The organism is Pedobacter sp. D749 (genome assembly GCF_019317285.1).
Lineage (GTDB): Bacteria > Bacteroidota > Bacteroidia > Sphingobacteriales > Sphingobacteriaceae > Pedobacter.
On record NZ_CP079218.1, the window covers coordinates 3274648 to 3291187 of the forward strand.

Sequence of the window (16540 nt, forward strand, 5' to 3'; positions counted from 1 at the left end):
GGAGTAAATCGCAATTGTACGTCATTTCTACTGAAGCGCAGCGGAACGGAGAGATCTATCCAGACAAATCTCTCGGCTGCATTGCACTTCGCTCGAGATGATGACTTTCTATCTGAATAATACTAAAAAATGAAAAGAAAACTGCTATTCGGCGAAAGGATGTTATACGGAGATGGGAAAAGTCCGTTTAATCTCGTGCTACCTTTTAAAATCAAGGGCGAAATACAGGAAGATGACCTAAGGTTTGCCTTATTTAAAATTCAAAAAAAACACCCTTGGTTAACTGCATCAATACATTTCGATGAAGATAAAAGGCCTTGGTTCGTAACCAATCTTACTGAAACTTTTAGAATCCCCATCCGCATTGTAAACAGGTTAAGTGATGAGCATTGGAAAGAAGAATCTACATACGAGTGGGAAACCGTTTTTGACGCTTCCATTGCACCACTTTGCCGCATCACATGGATTAAAGGCAAATCCGTTTCTGAATTTTTGATGGTATATCACCATTGCCTTTGCGATGGTACTTCTGTACTTTCTATTTTAACAGAATTGCTTCAGCTTTTGGATGATCCGGAGACCAACATTGGGAAAGAGATTCCGATTATGGGAGTGGAGGATGTAATCCCTAAAAAGATATTAAAAAGTTACCGGAATAGAACTAAAAACGGATTGATTGGTAAAATTGCTACGCTTGCACTTTGGGTGATCCCCATCAAAAAGGTAGCGGTAGAACGTAAAAAGGATTTTATGCTCCACTGGAAATTCGATCAGGAATTCACCAAACAGATTATCCGGTTTTGCAAAGCCAATCAGTTTACGGTAAATACACTCCTAAGTGCTGCGGTTTTAACCGCATTTAGAGCAGTAAGAAAAGAAAAAGCATTTAACAAAATATCATTACCGGTAGACATCAGGAACTTTAACCCGATTATTAAAAAAGACCACATTTTTGCCTTTGGATTAATGATTGTACTTTCACTATTGCCTGAAAAAGACTTTTTAGGCAACGTTAAAGCATTACAAAAGGACGTAAATGAGAAATCGGCCAAACTGAATCCTTACAGTTTGATGATGATGATGGAAGCGTGCCATCCAGCGCTTAAAAATTTCACCAATTTCTTAAAATATGGCAAATCGAGCAACGATTGTATGTTTTCTAACCTTGGTAAAATCGACATCCCGTACCAATATCAAAACTTTGAAGTAGAAACCATTTTCAGTCCTTCGGTAATGGGGCCATTGGGCAATACCACCACCCTAATTACCTCCACTTACCGCAACCAAATGGACTTTACCTTTATGGCCAGTGAAGGTTATGTTGCATTTGTAGAAGCAGAGGCTATCAAAGAAAAAGTAATCGCTATCCTTAAAGAACAAATTGAGATTTTAACCGCTAACGCATGAAAAGAAGATTAATTTTAGGAGAAAGAATAATGCATGTAGATACCAAAACACCATTAAATTGTGTTTTTGGCGCTAAAATATCAGGTAAAATCAGTGAAGAAAACCTACATAAGGCATTGCACAAAATTCAGCTAAAACATCCCTTATTGCAGATGAATATTGACGCCACAGGCAAAGTACCTTACTTTGTATTAAACGAAAATATCAGCAAAATACCGATTAGGATTGCCAGTCGCCCAACAGACCAGAGCTGGCTGGCTCAATCCAAAATAGAGTGGTACAAACTTTTTGATGCCCATAACGAACCATTGGCAAGAGTAGTGTGGCTAAAAGGCGAAACAGAATCTGAGCTTTTACTTGTTCTTCCACATTGCATTTGTGACGGAACTACTATTTTAAATTTAATGCGGGAGCTCATGACTTTATTAGATAATCCTGAACAAGATCTGGCTCCATATCCTTCATTTCGTTCCGTTTATGACCTCCTTCCAGTAGATTTTAAGATCACTAGAGCAGCCCATTTTAAAGGAAAAGTCTTCGCAGCGCTTGGTCGTTTATTCTTCTTTTTTAAAGCTACTTCCAATAATAATGTAGACCAGAGCAATTACGTTGTTCATTGGAAAATCAGCACCGATGATACCAAACAACTATTGGTTAAGTGTAAAGCAGAAAATACTACTGTTCATGCCGCCATCTGTGTAGCCTTTATGGAGGCCTTTAAAAGTGTACGGGGTACCAAAGCACATGGCAAGGTCATTTGTCCTGTTGATATCAGGCGCTTTGTAGAGGCGATTAAACAAGATACCATGTTTGCTTTCGCACCCATTGCAGAGTTAAAGCTAGAACAAAGTGAAAATGATTTCTGGATAAAAACCCGAAAATTAAAAAACGATTTGGAAACAAAGGTAGCTGAAATGAAAGTTTACGATCTGTTAAACATGAGTGAGTATTTCCATTCGTCCGTAAATAAAATGATCGGATTTTTAAAAACAACCAAGGGTACACACGATGTTACACTCAGTAATATGGGCCTTTTAAACATCCCTAAAGATTATAAAAGTTTTATATTAAAAACCATTTACAGTCCTACGGTTGCTTTCCCATGGAAAAATGCAAATACATTAGTTTGTAGCACTTTTAATGGGCAATTGGATTTCTCATTCATGTCAAACGAATCGTTTCTTCGTGAATTTGAAGCCTGGCAGATCAAAGACAGGGCAATGGAACTGATTAAAGAAAATTTAAAGGAGCTGGTCAATGTCTGATTACCTGGAGCATAATGAGCAGACAAAAGTATCGAATTGGAAGAAGTTTGTACGAAAAAACCTGCTGTTACACCTCATCCCTAACACCGTATTAAATACTATTGTGCCTTACTTTGCTTTTAAAGCACAAAATTCGGTTCATTTATTTAGTGGTGAGCAAAATCTAGCCAGGTTTTTATTGCCCATGTCTCTACTACTCCCATTTATGATTACGCTCGACATTTTAAAGAAAATAAAACTGCTTCAAAACTCAGGTGCAATTAATTATAAGGTAGACGAGAAAATTTCGGGTTATCCTTTTATCTTGAAAAAAGCAGGCCTTAATGGTTTGTATAGCATCGCCGTTGTATTTACCATAATGCTTGTACTGCACTTCTCTTTCCCTAAAAATCACGATTTCGGAATCACACCATCTGCTGTAGGTGCGGGATTATTGGCGGGATTATATTCTATTACCTTTTTTTATCTCGCAATCAGGCGGTTTAAAAATGATGCGGTAACATATTATCCTTTCGAAAACACTTGTCATTCTGAACGCAGTGAAGAATCTTATCGTCATCTCGACTGAAGCGAAGCAAAATGTAGAGATCTATCTAGGCAGATTTCTCGACTGCGTTGCACTCCGCTCGAAATGACGATTTCAAGCACAGTCCCTACTCCAACCAAACCATTTGCGTAAAAGCACCATTGGTAGCAATGTCCCAGGCCTCTACCCTTACCCACTTACGGCCTTTTAAATTAATTGCCCAACTGTAATCTTTTGTTCCAAAAGCCTGGGTAGTGTTTAAATTAATGCGGTTACGATAAACCTTTCTGCCGTCACCCGATACAATTTCGACAAAACTTAAGGGGAATGTCCAGTTGAGTTGCATATTTATTTTTGCTTTACCACTATGATCAATCTTTAATGTTTCCCCTGCGCCTTTTCCATTAATGTTAAACTTTGGAATCAATACCTCTCCCGTAGAAACAAAAAATTTGCCTTCGCGCATTACATCTAAAACAGGCTTCCATCCGTCTGCATAGTTTGGCAACTTGTCCATCTGTAAATAATTTACGTTGAGGTGTGCGTACATTTCATTTTGTTCAGTAATAGTAAAAATGTCAGCTTCAGAAATGATATGTTTTTTCAGCCCCCAATTCGCCATATCGTCCATTAAGTTCAATACTCTTTTACTTAAGGTTGGTAAGGAAAGATCGCCGGGAATCGCCTTCCAGGCTGCCCCCATGAAGGTTTCCGATTTAAAAAAGTCTTCCTCCTTATATTTATCCGGATAACCGGTTGAGGCCTTAGTCCGGGCATGGGCTGTCCACGCCAGGCCTTGCTCCTGTTCCAGTAATTTCAGCATTTCAGCCTTATTGCTAACTCGGTAAACTTTCCCATACTTTGGATCATTGGTTTCGAAAGGCAGATCGCTTTTTCGCGACATTATCCAATAAATTGGTTTAGGAAAAAATGCCAGCCAATGCCCGCCGTAAAAATTATTGGCTTCTTCTCCCGGTAACAGTAAAAAATTAGGATCAGATAACCTTTTGGTTTGTTTAAACAAGGCGTTTAATTCTTTTAAACGGATCGAATCCGGTCCTTTTGGATGTCCCGGTCCATGAAATTCGGCAAGCTTAACAATATTTAAACCTGCTTTTTTTAATACGTCAACAAATTCCGGTTTTTCAGGAATGGTCTTTCCGCTCAGCACTACATCCGAAATAAACTCGTTGTGGAAATGGCTGGCCATTGTTTTATATCCTGCCAAGGGTACATAAGTATCGTTGTGTGTAAACTTTTTAACTGCTGTCAAAACTGTTTCTGCATTCCCTGTACTTAATAAACAGAAAAAATTAAGGCGCTGTTGGGTATTGGGAGGTGCATTAAACCATGGTACATAACGTTTATCTCCTAAAGGATCCTGACGGATGCCAATACCAAAATCGGGAATCAAATTTAAGTAATTGCTCCCTTTCCAGGTAAATTTAAGGTTAAAAGCTTCATCCAGGGGATAAAAATATTGATGTGGGGCAGGAAAAACAGCCAAACTTCCACCTTTATTTTCGCCGATAACGGTACGGTATTTTACTTCCAAATTTTTCGCTGAATCTGCTTTGAATCCTTTTTCCCGCTGAAGATTTCCCTTTACATCAGACCAGGCTACATTAGACCAGGTCTCTTTTTTACTTATTAATCCGGCATCGTACAAAATAGCTGTCGAATCCTTTGAAGTAGATACTACAGCTGCTACATTAAACAAAGGACTTCCATTATAGCATGTTATTTCTAAAGCACCACTAAATGTTTCGCATTGCACTCCATTTATTCGCACTACTGTTTGCGCGCCCTTTGTAAAAACACTGGTAGCTCCCTTAGCAAACTTTACAATATTTGTGGTGTATGGCCTGGTTGGAACACGATCGAAAAAAACATCCCAGCCTCCACTATTTGGACTTAAGGTTCGTTTACCTATTCTCAGCACAAATGCAGGATCGAGATTTGCAGCTACTTCTTTTAAGGCACCAGGTTTACCCACCTGCAAACTGCTGAACAGTGGTCTCCCATTTTCCAGATCAAGAACCATTTTACCAATGGCACTATTGCCAACCGGCCAGCTTACCACCAGTCCTTTTTGCCTTAGGTAAACAACTGCTCCATTAGGTTTAACACCCTTTAAATTAACCTGAGCAGATGCATTTACAAAGAATACACAAATAATAATAAAAAATGGAAGTGACTTTTTCATCAAGGATATTAGTTTTTTGGTTAGCAGATCACATGCAAGATAATGATTATGAGCAAAATATGTAATTTAACGATGAAGTTCCAATTATCATAAATATTTTAATTCCCCATTTCTAAAACCTTAAGCCCCTAAACTTCGTATAATAAAAATCAAACAAACATTTGACCATTAAGGAATTAAGAAGATTTAAATTGAAGTCGATGCCTGTTCACAGATTACAGTATGCGTTTTGTTCATTTTTTATTTTTTCATAAAAAATCCGTTACATTATTTAACTTAATTCAAAATTTTAAAATCAAACATTTTGCACCCTATACTGCTTAGAAATAACGTAAAAATCCTTGGCGAAGGTAGCCAGGTTATTGTATTTGCTCATGGCTTTGGCTGTGCGCAAAGTTCCTGGAAATTTATTACAGATGCTTTTCTGAAAGATTACAAGGTAATCCTATTTGATTATGTAGGATCGGGCGATTCAGACCTAAGCCAATACGAGCAACGGAAATATGCTACTCTTGAAGGATATGCCTGTGATGTAATTGAAATCATAGAAGCACTTAATCTGAAGAACATTATATTTGTTGGACACTCGGTTAGCAGTATGATTGGCATGATTGCCGCATTACAAATGCCTGAAGCATTTAAAAAACTTATTTTTATTGGTCCTTCGCCAAGATATTTAAACGATCATAACTACATCGGCGGATTTAATGCAAGCGATATTGAAACCATTTTTGAACATATTGCCCATGATTATGTAGCCTGGAGCAAACAATTGGCTCCAGTGGTGATGGACAGCCCTTTCAGACCCGAATTATCTGATTTTTTACAGGAGTGTTTTGAAGCTACAGACCCAAGTGTGGCCCTGGCCTTTGCAATGGCCACCTTTAAAGCAGATTACAGAGACAAATTAAAAAACCTCGAAGTACCAAGTCTTACCTTGCAAGGTACTAACGATGTCATATCTCCATTATCGGTTGGAGAATTTATTCATAAAAATACGCCAGACAATTTTTTGGTTGTGATGAAAGCTACTGGTCACTTTCCGCATATTAGCGAACCGGAAGAAACAATAAGGGAAATAAAGAACTTTATAGAAGATATCAGTTCAAAATCAGCATCAGATCATCGGCATACACCAGAAAATTTCGCCCACCATTAATTTAAAACATGGTAACAAAGAAAGTATAGGTTATTGATCAAAAATGCCTTCACTTCTTTTCTGACCTTTTTGCATGGTCATCGCAATTAATTATATCGGATAAGGCTGTCTCAAAATATAGAATTGTCATCCTGAGGGTTAATTTATTTCATAAAAATCAATATAAATAACAGTATTATTCTATGCGTAAAAACCCCTCTGGTTACCGTCATTTCGAGCGGAGTGCAACGCAGTCGAGAACCACGAAGTGCTCAGCGAAGCTAAATCTAACTAAATAGATCTCTCCACTTCGCGTTGCTCCGGTCGAGATGACGACCATTCTATTGGAGTCTGTCAATGGTAGCCTCTTGAAGGACCTGTTTTAAATACTTAACAAGGCATTTCGATACTTCATCAAGCTCAGTACAGGCTGAGCTCAACGAGACAAATTCAATTGAATTACAATTTATGATACAGCCTCTAACCTACCTTCCTCAATCGCCTGCAAACGTACATTTAGTTTAGCCTTACCATTAAATGGTTAAAAGAAATAAAGGCAATACGTTTAGCATTTCATATCCCTGACTACCAAATATTATTAACCAGTCAATTTCTTAAGATTTAATTCTAAAAGTTTCTTTCGCAGCTAAGTGAATGATAAACAGGCAATATTATCAGATTTACGTCACAAATGAATCGATGCATAGCCAGCAGGAATATTTGAACTGAATAAGTAATGAACAAAATGAATAAAATATACATTTGCAGAAATCCGATCCGATTTTCTTCACGTATATAAGCGCATTCGTCTCTGATTTCTTGTCTTTATTTACTTTAAATAATGCCCAGGAACTAGTCAGACTTATATTAATTCAACATTATTCAATAAATGTATCCTATTATCCATAAAAAATAAAATGAACAGAATTAAAACAATTGCAATTTTGGCCTTTGCCATCTTCTCGGCTTATACAGCTGGAGCACAAACCTTTAAGGAGCCTGTAAGCTATAAACTTAAAAATGGCATGAACATTATCATCTCTGAAAACAACAGGTCGCCAAAGGCTTATTCCAGCTTTACTTTAGATGCTCAAGCATTCAGTAATCAAAAAGATGGCGTAGTTGAGTTATTAAATGCCGTATTAAATGAAAATGTGTGCAAAAATGCGAACATCAGTTTTAAAGATAACAGTGGCAAACTGGCTACCGCTAGTGCCGATCTTGGAAAAGATTTAACTGAAATGGCTTCTTTGATCCGCAACGCAACAATCGATCAAAAAACTTTCAACATTGCAAAAGCTAAATTGATAACCAGCTTACAAGCAAATGATTATGATTATGATCAATCGGTAAATGAAAATTCGATCAATGCATTAACTTTAGCGGATGTAAAAAGTTTTTATAGCCAGATATCTCCGGAAAAAACGTTTTTAACCATTGCAGGTGATGTGGAATTAAATACAGCCAAAGCTTCAGCAAAAAAAGCTTTTGGCAACTGGAACCGAATACAAGAACCTGCATTAACTGCAGCAAAGTAATATTAAAATTAAATTCAGGCCCTTTGATTTGTTCAAAGGGCTTTTTTATGCCCAAAATGTTACAAGAGATTGAATTTAAGCGGCACGTATTCAAGAAATCATTCAATATATTCGTTTTAAATAAAGCATCATTTCTGAAACCGACAGATGAAAAAAACACACTCACTCCTAATTTTTTTTACTATAATAGTAAAGACAATTATTTATTTGCCGTACAAAGTATCGGAAATGACGACACTGAAAGCCTGCCTGTTGTCCCAGGCATTGGCAGGTAATAAAACATTTAGGATTTACCTTTGTTTAACCCCAAATTTGGCGCAATGAAATTTAAACCACTAGCTTTTATTATTAATATAGCCATTACACTGGGTGTTGGTGCTTTAGGAGGATGGGCAACCGCTCAATCGGTAAAAACCTGGTATCCAACATTAAATAAACCATCCTTTAATCCACCAAATTGGCTTTTTGCACCTGTTTGGACAACACTTTATATACTTATTGGAATCGCTGCTTACCTCGTTTGGATAAGACGTGATAAAATAGTCCATTTCCCCCGAACAGTTGCCATTTACCTTATCCAGTTAATTTTAAATTTAGGCTGGTCTTTCATTTTCTTCTACCTTCACGAAGTTGGCTTTGCGCTGGCTGAAATTATTTTACTGTTAATTTTCATTGTCATCAATGCAGTTATGTTCTATAAAATAAACAAATGGGCAGGACTGATTTTTATTCCATATTTCATTTGGGTAAGTTTTGCCACAATTTTAACTTATAACATTTTCATATTGAACTAATTTTAAAAGAAAACCCTATTTTTAGAGAGTGGTAACTTTTAAAAGATATTTGCTGATCCTGTTCGTTCTGTGCTGTAGCCAATTGCAGGCGCAAAAGGTAGGTCTTGTATTTAGCGGGGGCGGTGCAAAAGGATTGTCGCACATTGGCACGTTAAAGGCTTTAGAAGAAAACCACATCCCTATTGATTACATCACCGGCACATCGATGGGTGGCATTGTTGGTGCTATGTATGCTGCAGGTTATAGTCCTGCAGAGATAGAAAAAATTGCGTTGAGCAACGACTTCCAGAATTGGGTAAATGGCCGGTACACAAGCGACTATACTTATTACTTCCAGAAAAATGCGCCTAATGCCTCCATGCTAACTGCAAAAGTGGCTATTGATACCGGTTTTCATTTTAGTTTCCGCTCTAACCTGATTAATGATATTCCATTAAATTTTGCTTTTCTTGAGCTTTTCTCTCAGGCTTCTGCAGTATCAAAAGACAATTTCGACAACCTTTTTGTTCCCTATCGCTGTATGGTGGCCGATGTGCTTTCGCAAAAAAGCATAACGGTAAGCAAAGGAAGTTTAGCTGAAGCAGTTAGGGCCACCATGACGGTACCCATTATCTACCGGCCAATTAAATTAGACGGAAAATATGTTTTCGACGGTGGACTCTATAATAATTTCCCTGCCGATGTAATGGAAAGAGATTTCAAGCCCGATTATGTAATTGGCGCCAATGTTTCTTCTAAAACGTATAACGAATACCCTAAAAACATCGACGATCGTTTAATGAACCGTTTTCTGGTTTACATGTTTCTATCCAAATCAGACTCTACCATGATCGGTAAAAATGGGGTATACATCCAACCAGATTTAGCTACTTATAGCACAACTAATTTTGCCCCTGTAGCAGAGCTGATCAAAAAAGGATATGATGCAACCATGGCCGATATGCCAAGAATTAAAGCGTTAATCAGCAAAAGAGTAAGTGATGAAGAACTGGCAAAAAGAAGAGAAAAATTTAATGCAAAAAAACCTGAATTAAAGTTTAGCAACGTTACCGTATCAGGGGTTAATGCACAACAAAAAAAATATGTAGAAAGGCTTTTTAAAAGTGACAAAACCACTTTTGATCTGAAGGATATCAGAAGGGGCTATTACAAACTGGTTGCCGACCAGACTTTCGAAACGGTATATCCTAAAATTTCTTATCAGGCTGCCACAGACAGTTATACTTTTGAAGTGGTGGCACAGCCTAAAAAGAGCTTTAAGCTCGAACTAGGCGGCAATATTTCCACCAGGCCCATCAGCAATGTTTTTTTGGGTGCCCAGTACAATTACCTTAACCGAAAATCGTATACTTTTGGAACCAGCTTTTATTCTGGTCGCTTTTACGAATCGGTGCAGCTGAACGGCCGGGTAGATTATCCAACTAAGCTGCCATTGTTTCTCGCTGCCGAATTAACCTATAACCACTGGAATTTCTACAATACCAGCCAGATATTTATCGAGAACCCACATCCTATTTATATCGAACAATCAGACCGGAAGATTGACCTGATGATGGGAATGCCCCTGAATTACAACACTAAAGTCGTCCTCCATGCTACATTTATCAACAACAACGACCGTTACAGTCCATATAATGCTTTTGCGGTAGGCGATTTATTAGATCAAACAATATTTAATGGCTTCAGAGGCTCATTAAATTTAGAAAAAAACTCCCTTAACCGGAAACAATATGCCACCAACGGGCAAAGCTTCTCATTAAGTTTTAATTATACCACGGGCCGTGAGAACTACAATCCAGGTAATATTTTCCGCAATACTGCGGGTTTTGTAAAAATTCCTGAGCTTAGCCAGCTGCACCATTGGGGAAGCATTAAGCTTACCCAGGAAAACTATTTTTTACACCTTAAAAAATATACTTTGGGTTATATAGTTGAAGGCGTTATCTCAAACCAACCCTTATTTAGCAACTACTACGCAACACTTTTAACCGCTCCGGCCTTTTACCCCCTGCAAGATAGCCGCTCGCTATTTCTGGATAAGTTTAGGGCAACTACTTACGCAGCTGGCGGAATAAAAAACATTTATAATGTTAAAAAAAATCTCGATTTTAGATTGGAAGGATATTTATTTTTGCCACATAAAGAGTTTGAGCTGAACAATTTCCAGGATGTAGATTACGCAAAAGCGATTACAAAATTACGCTATGCGGCCACTGCAGGTTTAGTTTATCATTCTCCACTTGGCCCCGTAAGCTTAAGTTATAATTTATATAATGATGCAGTTAAAAGAAATGGTGTATTATTGCATATCGGTTATTTAATTTACAATAAACGTTCTATCGAATGAAACGAATCTTAGTCTTATTATCCCTGTGTTTAATCGGCTTTTCCGGCTTTGCCCAAAATGCAGCAATCAATAATTTTCTGGTAAAAGAAAACCTGCTTAAAAACAATAAACTAGCCATTATTGCAGCCGATTCGTTGAATAACCCTAACGAAAATATAAACGGAACATACACCTTCAGCGTAAGCGGTTTCACGCAGATTTTAAAATTTAACGATGGTATTGCCGTGCTGCCACTGCCAATCGATAAATCTACATTCGTTTACATTAAACACCAGAACGATACCGGTACACACAGCAAATTGGTATATGTGTATAAAAAAGATACCGATTTAAGTCCTTACGCCATCAATAGTTTGTGGCTGTTTATCATCCCCATAGCACTCATTATAATTGCCTTCGCCTTCCGCAAGCTCATCATATTTGTGGTGATTGTGTTTTTGGTATTTGTATATTTTAACCACAGTAACGGACTAAACCTTTCTACCTTTTTCGAAAGTATATTTGATGGGTTGAAGAACCTAATTTGATGCATCCAGAGAAGAGTTGTCAACTTTCTAGTAAACTAGATATGAAAGTTGACAACTCTAAATAAACCGTCATTGCGAGACGGCTTCTTCAGCCGGCGAAGCATCTTTATACATGGCTTGCGAATTGTTAAGAAAGGTGTAAAAAAGAAAAACGAAGATTGCTCGTACTGGCTCTACATTCATGCTCACGCTCGTTTCTAACGAGTGTGAAAATAACAAATCGTTTTTAACGATTAACTTTATTGTTTATCACGAAAGGTTTAATGCAATTTCTATTTTTTTTTAGAAAAGCAAGGCCTGCAGTTCTTCTATTCCGCCAGTCCCGCCCTTTGCTTAATCCCGATAAATTTAACGATAATAAAATATCAACTAAATCGGGATAACGCTGTCGGTCGGGTTTATTGAACATAGGTCCGTTTCGTGGAATCCCTCCGTGTTAATCTGTGCTTCTGTGGCAAAAAACTTCAGTGAACTGTGAGGACATAGACCACGGCAATAAGAGAGAACAATTGCATAAACGATCGTCATCCTGAACCGAGCCTTAGCGAGCTCACCGAAGGTAATTTATTTCAGGATCTTTCTGGTTCGATTGGAATTCATGCTCACGCTCGTTTCCAACGAGTGTGAAAATAACAAATCGTTTTTAACGATTAAATTCATTGTTTATCACGAAAGGTTTAATGCAATTTCTATTTTTTAGAAAAACAAGGCCTGCGGTGCTTAGGTTCCGCTAGTCCCGCCCTTTGCTTAATCCCGATAAATTAAACGATAATAAAATACCATCTAAATCGGGATAACGCTGTCGGTCGGGTTTATTTCATCCTCAATAGTAGCACATTTTAAGCCTCCTAAACCCGATCGAAGCGAGATGCCGATTCTTCATCGGCAGAAGCGGGAGCGGGACTGCTGTAAGCTAAAAGCTTCTAAAATTGCTTTACAAAAAACTTTGGTTCGGCAGACAAGAATAATCAGTATAATCATTTTTAATTTACTAATTTTTTTAGTAAATTTGATTTATGGAAAATCTATATTTAGTATGTTTAGTCCCTCCCATTTCTATTACAGAAGATATAAACGATATCAGAACCTACATTTCAGATAAATTTAATGTGCACGAATCATTAAAACGTCCGGCACATATTACCTTATACCCTCCGGTAAAATTGTCGGATTACAATACGGAAAAAAGTTTTTTCGAAGCTTTAACAGATGCTTCCTTTCATCAACCCTTTACACAAGTACTCCGAAATTTCAATTCTTTTTCGGAACATACCTTTTATCTCGACGTTGAACAAAATGAAGGATTAATGCTCCTGGAAAATCAGATAACCAAAGCACTAAAACCTTTAAAATTGATCGAAAAAAAAGAAAAATTCAATCCACATTTAACTTTGGCTTTCAGAGATGTAAATCCACCCGTTTTCAAACAGATTTCTGCTGAATTTAAAGACCGTAAATTTAAACGTGAGTTCCCGGTTTCATCCTTTTCTGTTTACAAGCATATGGATAAAAGATGGCAGCCCTTTAAAGAATTCTCTTTTAAAGATCCCGATACAAAACCCAAAGCTTTAAGCCTTTTTGGTTAATTAAAACGGCATACCTATACCAAAATTGTATTGTATAAAACGATAGGTATCAGGTCCGTGTGTAGCATTGTAAGTATCTTTAAAATCTCTCGCTCCGGATAAAAACTTACTGATTACCCATTGATCCGAACCCGAGAACTGAGGATCTTTAAGCTTTAAGCCCACATCAAACCTAAACACAAAATATTGCACATCGTATCTCAATCCTACACCTGTTCCAACAGCCAGCTGCTGTGCAAATTTACTTAATCTAAATACGGTTTGTTCATCAAGTGTTGGCGTTGAAACGAGGATTGATTCGCCTTTACGTAGGTTCCAGACGTTACCAATATCAACAAAAGCTGCACCTTTCAATGTTGCACCAAGAAACTTCTTGGCAACGGTAAAACGGTATTCAAAATTGGTCTCAATCCGCATGGTTCCAAGCTGATCAAGCCCAAAAAATGCCCTTCTGAGTGTATCACTTCTTAAAAGACCTCTATCGTAGTTACCAGGCCCGATGGTTCTTGCCTGCCAGGCCCTTATTCCGCTCGATCCACCAGCAAAAAACTGCTTTTCGAATGGAATACCTGTTAACACCGAATTTCCATAGGCGTAAGCTACGCCTGCGTTTAAGCGGGCAACAAACTGCCGCTCCCCACCCAAGTGTTTGTACCACCTTAAGTCAACCTCCGGGCGCATATATTGGTTAAATGGCAAACCCAATATTTTTGCAGGATCGTTGTTGGCAGGATCGTTTTTATTGCCACTTAATTTAGATATGCCCTGCAACATATTACCCGCAATGTCCATCCCTGCCCTTAAATAAACAAAAGACCGGTATTCATTTAGCTTATTTGCATTTAAGGTATAAGTATATTTCATTCCCAGGGTTAAATCTTTACGACCTAACAATGTTGAGTAATACAGGTTATTCAATACGGTTTGAGCATCAACATTCGGATCTAAATTACCAAAACGGTATTCGAAATTTAATGGGGTAAAAGAGTGTAACTTAGATTTGGTTTCAAACCAATCATAAGTGATCGAATTGATAAAAATTCTTCTTACTGATACATCTTTTTGCAAAGCATAAATATAACTGCTTGAAAAAGTAGTGTGCGGCATTCCATTGCCACCCAAAACCGGATTGTAAAAAGGAATCATTAATCTGGGTACCGTAATACTGGCACTGATTGAAAAATCGCGCTGATAAATATCACTAAAGGGTTTAGCGCCATTGCCAATTCTTGATTGCAAACCACCTTTTACCTGAAGTTCAAATCGTTCTGCTCCTCTGAAAATGTTATTATTGGTATAGGTATTTCCGAGAGTAAACCCTACAGTACCTCCATTAAACGGCACCTCACCTTCCACACGGTTAGTCATCACCTTTTGTGGAATAAGCTGGATTACAGCATTTACTTTATTTGAGGTACTATCTCTCCTGAAATAATCGATCTTTACATTTTTGAAAATATTAAGTTCATATAACCGATCGTAAGTGAGGTTTTCATTCCGGATATCGTAAAGGTCGCCTTGCTTCAGAAAATCATACCTCACAATTGGGTTTCTGCGGTAGCGTTTGGAAAAATCGGTGAATATAATGCCGTTAACCGTGTCTTTGCTGAGCTTATAACGCACTGAATCAGGAAAACCATCAGGGTTAGGTGCAATAATCATGTGAGTATATCCAATATTGAACTGCTTATGTTCGCCGTCGTTAGGGTTGGCTACATTTAGGTTAAGATCAATTTTATTGGTTTTAGAAGTAGGCTCCGCACCGTAAACGTCGAAATTAACATACGGTCTTAAGAAATAAAAATATCCATTTTCTTTCATGATGCGATAAATCTGTTCCCTTTCATACGTTAAAGAGTCTTCATCATACTGCATTCCCTTGTGTAAATGGGTTATTTTAGCCTTATTCGATTCGTAAAGGTTTTTAATATTTGTATTTGGTATTGAATCTGAAAGTTTATCAATAAGATAAGCAGGCCCGGGTTTTGCACTGAATACAATTTCGGCTTTTTTATCTGCAATCTTTATAGCAGAAGTTACTTCGGCCTGGCGGTAGCCCTTACTTTTTAAAAACTTCTGGATCTGTGTTCTGGAAATTTCGACCAGCGTGCTATCTAAAATGGCTGGAGGCGTACCAAAGGGCTTAATATCACTGGTTTTATACCGGCCATCTTTAGTATTAAACAGGTTATATAACGGCACCTGAATACTCAGCTTAGAAGCTGGCCTGATATCTTTCTGAACATAATTATAAGCCTGTTCTTCAAACTTAGCATCAACACTGTCAATAGTTACCTTTTTCACTATCGATTGATAGTCGGCAATGTATTTAGTTGATGAGCAGGCCTGAATTAAAACAATAATAAATAGTAATATTGCAGTGCTTTTCAGTTTAATATTTATTGAGTTTTGGTATGCTTTCAAAATCACAGATTAGTTTTATAAAATCGTTACATCAAAAAAAATATCGTAAAGAACATGGTTTGTTTATTGTTGAAGGTATAAAATCCATACAAGAATTTTTCCAATCAAGCTACCAGATCCACACTATATTTTACAACAGCGAACAATACAATTTGTTACCCAAATTACCCGCAAATATAAACTTATTTGAAGTAAAGAACGCCGAATTAGACAAGATTAGTACGCTGCAAACACCACAAGGCTTTTTAGCGTTGGTCCACATCCCCAAAAACAAGGAATTGGATCTAAAAGAGTTGAAAAATGAGTTCACTTTAGTGTTAGATGGTGTTCAGGATCCGGGCAATATGGGCACCATTATCCGTACGGCAGATTGGTTTGGTGTTAAAAATATAATCTGTTCTGCCGACTCTGTAGAAGTATTTAACCCAAAAACGGTACAGGCTACCATGGGCTCTTTGGCACGGATAAATGTTTATGAAGCAGATTTACCAGCATTGTTAGAGAAGAATACCATTCCTGTATTCGGTGCATTGTTAGATGGCGAATCGATTTACAAAACGCAATGGGGAACTGAAGGATTGGTGATTTTAGGAAATGAAGGAAAGGGAATATCGCCTGAAGTGATCAAAAAAATAAATAAACCGGTTACCATTCCAAAAATTGGGGAGGCAGAATCTTTAAATGTAGCTGTAAGTGCCGCAATCTTTTGCGCTGAGTTAGTGAGAGTTCGAAATTAAATTGAGATATTATTTGCAGGCTAGCTAATAATTGCTATTTTTGCA

The 16540-nt window shown here is 37.6% G+C and carries 12 protein-coding genes; 10 read left to right on the forward strand and 2 right to left on the reverse strand.

What is annotated here, in order from left to right:
* The first annotated feature begins 129 nt into the window (after positions 1-129).
* Genes KYH19_RS13125 through KYH19_RS13135 form a run of 3 tightly spaced genes read left to right on the forward strand, consistent with a single transcriptional unit; the run spans position 130 to position 3240 of the window.
* Positions 130-1407: a condensation domain-containing protein gene (locus tag KYH19_RS13125; protein ID WP_219075449.1), complete on the forward strand. Its 1278-nt coding sequence runs from the start codon at positions 130-132 to the stop codon at positions 1405-1407.
* Positions 1404-2672 carry a hypothetical protein gene (locus KYH19_RS13130; RefSeq protein WP_219075450.1) on the forward strand — a complete coding sequence of 423 codons (1269 nt, stop codon included), beginning with the start codon at positions 1404-1406 and terminating at the stop codon, positions 2670-2672. The genes KYH19_RS13125 and KYH19_RS13130 overlap by 4 nt, the downstream gene beginning before the upstream one ends.
* A complete protein-coding gene (locus tag KYH19_RS13135; RefSeq protein ID WP_219075451.1) occupies positions 2665-3240 on the forward strand; it encodes a hypothetical protein in 576 nt (191 codons plus the stop codon). The genes KYH19_RS13130 and KYH19_RS13135 overlap by 8 nt, the downstream gene beginning before the upstream one ends.
* 85 nt (positions 3241-3325) lie before the next feature.
* Here the strand turns inward: KYH19_RS13135 and KYH19_RS13140 are convergent, their stop codons facing one another.
* Complete coding sequence (locus KYH19_RS13140) at positions 3326-5404, reverse strand: hypothetical protein (protein WP_219075452.1); 2079 nt, start codon at positions 5402-5404, stop codon at positions 3326-3328.
* A 304-nt stretch (positions 5405-5708) separates the two neighbouring features.
* Between KYH19_RS13140 and KYH19_RS13145 the strand changes: the two genes are divergently transcribed.
* The 6 genes from KYH19_RS13145 to KYH19_RS13170 all read left to right on the forward strand — a co-directional run bounded on the left by KYH19_RS13145 (position 5709) and on the right by KYH19_RS13170 (position 13334).
* Positions 5709-6563, forward strand: a complete 855-nt coding sequence (locus KYH19_RS13145) for an alpha/beta fold hydrolase (RefSeq protein WP_219075453.1) — start codon at positions 5709-5711, stop codon at positions 6561-6563.
* Between the two features lie 896 nt (positions 6564-7459).
* A complete protein-coding gene (locus KYH19_RS13150; RefSeq protein ID WP_219075454.1) occupies positions 7460-8080 on the forward strand; it encodes a hypothetical protein in 621 nt (206 codons plus the stop codon).
* Between the two features lie 320 nt (positions 8081-8400).
* On the forward strand, positions 8401-8874 hold the full coding sequence (locus tag KYH19_RS13155) for a TspO/MBR family protein (RefSeq protein WP_219075455.1): 474 nt from the start codon (positions 8401-8403) through the stop codon (positions 8872-8874).
* Between the two features lie 28 nt (positions 8875-8902).
* Entirely contained in the window at positions 8903-11221 is a 2319-nt protein-coding gene (locus tag KYH19_RS13160) for a patatin-like phospholipase family protein (RefSeq protein ID WP_255562419.1), read from the forward strand.
* Positions 11218-11748 (forward strand): hypothetical protein, encoded by a 531-nt coding sequence (locus tag KYH19_RS13165; protein ID WP_132400738.1) that lies wholly within the window; start codon positions 11218-11220, stop codon positions 11746-11748. The genes KYH19_RS13160 and KYH19_RS13165 overlap by 4 nt, the downstream gene beginning before the upstream one ends.
* Positions 11749-12764: 1016 nt before the next feature.
* Positions 12765-13334 (forward strand): 2'-5' RNA ligase family protein, encoded by a 570-nt coding sequence (locus tag KYH19_RS13170; RefSeq protein WP_219075456.1) that lies wholly within the window; start codon positions 12765-12767, stop codon positions 13332-13334.
* Here KYH19_RS13170 and KYH19_RS13175 read toward each other — a convergent pair whose 3' ends face one another.
* Positions 13335-15758, reverse strand: coding sequence for a BamA/TamA family outer membrane protein (locus tag KYH19_RS13175; protein ID WP_219075457.1), 2424 nt, complete (start codon positions 15756-15758; stop codon positions 13335-13337).
* Here KYH19_RS13175 and KYH19_RS13180 point away from each other — a divergent pair.
* Positions 15749-16495, forward strand: coding sequence for an RNA methyltransferase (locus KYH19_RS13180; protein WP_219075458.1), 747 nt, complete (start codon positions 15749-15751; stop codon positions 16493-16495). The genes KYH19_RS13175 and KYH19_RS13180 overlap by 10 nt on opposite strands.
* Positions 16496-16540 lie beyond the last annotated feature (45 nt).

Coding starts and splice junctions, on each gene's coding strand:
- KYH19_RS13180 (WP_219075458.1), top strand. CDS start 15,749: ATGCTTTCAAAATCACAGATTAGTTTTATAAAATCGTTACATCAAAAA.
- KYH19_RS13150 (WP_219075454.1), top strand. CDS start 7,460: ATGAACAGAATTAAAACAATTGCAATTTTGGCCTTTGCCATCTTCTCG.
- KYH19_RS13165 (WP_132400738.1), top strand. CDS start 11,218: ATGAAACGAATCTTAGTCTTATTATCCCTGTGTTTAATCGGCTTTTCC.
- KYH19_RS13155 (WP_219075455.1), top strand. CDS start 8,401: ATGAAATTTAAACCACTAGCTTTTATTATTAATATAGCCATTACACTG.
- KYH19_RS13130 (WP_219075450.1), top strand. CDS start 1,404: ATGAAAAGAAGATTAATTTTAGGAGAAAGAATAATGCATGTAGATACC.
- KYH19_RS13125 (WP_219075449.1), top strand. CDS start 130: ATGAAAAGAAAACTGCTATTCGGCGAAAGGATGTTATACGGAGATGGG.
- KYH19_RS13170 (WP_219075456.1), top strand. CDS start 12,765: ATGGAAAATCTATATTTAGTATGTTTAGTCCCTCCCATTTCTATTACA.
- KYH19_RS13135 (WP_219075451.1), top strand. CDS start 2,665: ATGTCTGATTACCTGGAGCATAATGAGCAGACAAAAGTATCGAATTGG.
- KYH19_RS13140 (WP_219075452.1), bottom strand. CDS start 5,404: ATGAAAAAGTCACTTCCATTTTTTATTATTATTTGTGTATTCTTTGTA.